This is a genomic window from Streptomyces sp. SID9727 (genome assembly GCF_010550605.1).
GTDB lineage: Bacteria > Actinomycetota > Actinomycetes > Streptomycetales > Streptomycetaceae > Streptomyces.
In genome coordinates this window covers 1-2,428 of record NZ_JAAGNI010000308.1, presented here as the reverse complement: position 1 = coordinate 2,428, position 2,428 = coordinate 1, and the positions used below count along the sequence as shown (strand labels likewise).

Sequence of the window (2,428 nt, the reverse complement as noted above, 5' to 3'; positions counted from 1 at the left end):
ACGCCGTCGCGCGAGGCCGCGGACCGGCTCGACGCGCCGTCCCGGGTGCCCGCGCGGCGCCGGCCGGGCGGGGCGGGCTCCGGACACTCTGGACGTCCGGCACACCGGGTCGTAACGTCGGCACGGCACCGTAACTAACGCTGCTAGTTTTCGAGCACCCCCGCCGGAGGCACACCCTCATGTCCACCGCCCCCACCTCGAAGCTCCCGCCCTTCGACCCCCGTGACCCGATCGGCGTCGACGACCTGCTGAGCCCCGAGGACCTCGCGATCCGCGACACCGTCCGCACCTGGGCCGCCGACCGCGTCCTGCCGCACATCGCCGAGTGGTACGAGAACGGCGAGCTGCCCGGCATCCGCGAGCTGGCCCGCGAACTGGGCGCCCTCGGCGCGCTCGGCATGTCGCTCCGGGGCTACGGCTGCGCCGGTGCGACGGCCGTCCAGTACGGGCTGGCCTGCCTGGAGCTGGAGGCGGCCGACTCCGGCATCCGCTCACTCGTCTCCGTCCAGGGCTCCCTCGCGATGTACGCGATCCACCGCTACGGCTCCGAGGAGCAGAAGCAGCGGTGGCTGCCCGGCATGGCGGCGGGCGAGACCATCGGCTGCTTCGGCCTCACCGAGCCCGACCACGGGTCGGACCCCGCCGCCATGCGCACGTACGCCAAGCGCGACGGCGAGGACTGGGTGCTCAGCGGCCGCAAGATGTGGATCACCAACGGCTCCGTCGCCGGCGTCGCGGTCGTCTGGGCGCAGACCGACGAGGGGCCCGCCGGCACCGGAGTCCGGGGCTTCGTGGTCCCGACGGACGCGCCGGGCTTCTCGGCGCCCGAGATCCGGCACAAGTGGTCGCTGCGCGCCTCGGTGACCAGTGAACTGATCCTGGACGAGGTGCGGCTGCCCGCCGACGCGGTCCTGCCCGGGGTCACCGGGCTGCGCGGACCGCTCAGCTGTCTGAGCCACGCCCGCTACGGCATCGTCTGGGGCGCCATGGGCGCGGCCCGGTCCAGCTTCGAGGCGGCCGTCGACTACGCGCGCACCCGGGAGCAGTTCGGGAAGCCGATCGGCGGGTTCCAGCTCACCCAGGCCAAGCTGGCCGACATGGCCGTCGAGCTGCACAAGGGGATCCTGCTCGCCCATCACCTCGGGCAGCGGATGGACGCGGGGCGGCTGCGCCCCGAGCAGGTCAGTTTCGGGAAGCTGAACAACGTGCGGGAGGCCATCGAGATCTGCCGCACCTCGCGCACGATCCTCGGCGCCAACGGGATCTCGCTGGAGTACCCGGTGATGCGGCACGCGACCAATCTGGAGTCGGTGCTCACCTACGAGGGCACCGTGGAGATGCACCAGCTGGTCCTGGGGAAGGCGCTCACCGGCCTGGACGCGTTCCGATGAGCGCCCGGAGGGCGGTCAGCTCTGGTTGAAGAAGCCGTCGGCCGGCCGGCCGACGGCTTCGCCGTTCATCACCTGGGTGTCGGCGGGGGTCAGCAGGAAGACGCGGGTGGCGACGCGGTCGATCGACCCGCGCAGGCCGAAGATCAGGCCCGCGGCGAAGTCCACCACGCGCTTGGCGTCGGCGGAGTCCATGGACGTGAGGTTCATGATCACCGGGACGCCGTCCCGGAAGAGCTCGCCGATGGCGCGGGCGTCCCGGAAGCTGTCGGGGGTCACGGTGGCGATCCGGCGGCCCGTCTCCTCGGCGCTCTCGGAGGCCACCCGCACCCGGGGATCGGTCACCCATGCCTGACCGGTACCGGTCCGTGCACCCTCGGCGTACTCGTCGTCGTCGTAGTACCGCTCGTCGTTGTCCTCTACGAGGCCCAGCCAGGCACTCGCCTTGCGCACCGATCCCATGGACGCCTCCTCTCACCGCGGTTCCTTGTTGTTCCGCATCTCTTTCGTATCCCTATGGTCGTCCATGATGCGGATCGTGCGCCAAGGGGATAGGCGGCGCGCAGGGCATTCGTGACGGTACTGGTGCAGAGGATGTGGCGATTCGTCAGGTTTCGCCCCGGTAAGGGGACCTGAAGAAAGAAAATATGATGCTCCGGCCGTACGGGTGACATGAGGGACGTACGGGTGAACGGGGCGCTGGGTACGATGCCGTCGCGCCCGCGCCCGAGTGCGGCGCACACGTGAACGAAACCCGGGGGACGGCCGTGTTCGGAATAGTCAGGCCCTGTACGCACCGCCTCTCCGAGAGGCTCAAGACCGAGTGGATGGCCCATCTCTGCGGGCTCTGTCTGGCGCTCCGCTCCGACCACGGGCAGTTCGCCCGGGTCGTCACCAACTACGACGGCCTGATCGTCTCGGTCCTGACGGAGGCTCAGGCCGAGCGCACCCCCGCGCAGCGCCGCACGGCCGGGCCCTGCCCCCTGCGCTCCATGCGCACCGCGCCCGTCGCGCGCGGCGAGGGCGCCCGGCTGGCCGCC

The 2,428-nt window shown here is 71.3% G+C and carries 3 protein-coding genes; 2 read left to right on the top strand and 1 reads right to left on the bottom strand.

Annotated elements, in window-relative coordinates; genetic code table 11:
- Positions 1-179: 179 nt before the first annotated feature.
- Positions 180-1,391, top strand: a complete 1,212-nt coding sequence (locus tag G3I41_RS20350; protein WP_164401817.1) for an acyl-CoA dehydrogenase family protein — start codon at positions 180-182, stop codon at positions 1,389-1,391.
- Positions 1,392-1,406: 15 nt separating this feature from the next.
- Here the strand turns inward: G3I41_RS20350 and sepF are convergent, their stop codons facing one another.
- Complete coding sequence (sepF, locus tag G3I41_RS20345; RefSeq protein ID WP_164401815.1) at positions 1,407-1,850, bottom strand: cell division protein SepF; 444 nt, start codon at positions 1,848-1,850, stop codon at positions 1,407-1,409.
- A gap of 305 nt (positions 1,851-2,155) precedes the next feature.
- Between sepF and G3I41_RS20340 the strand changes: the two genes are divergently transcribed.
- Positions 2,156-2,428, top strand: a 273-nt coding sequence (locus G3I41_RS20340; protein WP_343242185.1) for a DUF5685 family protein, incomplete at its 3' end; no start/stop codon positions are given.